This is a genomic window from Mesorhizobium sp. Primo-A (assembly GCF_003997175.1).
Lineage (GTDB): Bacteria > Pseudomonadota > Alphaproteobacteria > Rhizobiales > Rhizobiaceae > Mesorhizobium > Mesorhizobium ciceri.
Genome location: NZ_RZTG01000087.1, coordinates 1 through 251, shown reverse-complemented (window position 1 = coordinate 251; position 251 = coordinate 1). Strand labels below are relative to the sequence as shown.

Here is a 251-nt window from a genome sequence, read left to right as displayed (position 1 = left end):
GAGACTTGCTCGGGGGCTATGGCAAAGCCGTAGCGGCGCAAGAGCCTGGCAAAACCCAGGAATGGCGAGGCGGCGCGGGGGAAGCTTGTTTCCCGCATCATTCTGTGTCGCCCCCCTCTGTCCTGCCAGCCTTGCGAAATGACCTCCCGCGTCACGCCAGCGCCTCCTCGACGATCCGGCCAAGCTCCGGTGCGATGTAGGAAAGGTCTTCCTCGTCCTTGATCAGCACGCCGATGGCGCGGCGGAAGGCT

General features: G+C 64.5%; 1 pseudogene. It reads right to left on the bottom strand.

Annotated elements, in window-relative coordinates:
* Positions 1-151 precede the first annotated feature (151 nt).
* A pseudogene (locus EOC83_RS33525) lies at positions 152-251 on the bottom strand (MoxR family ATPase); the annotation flags it as partial.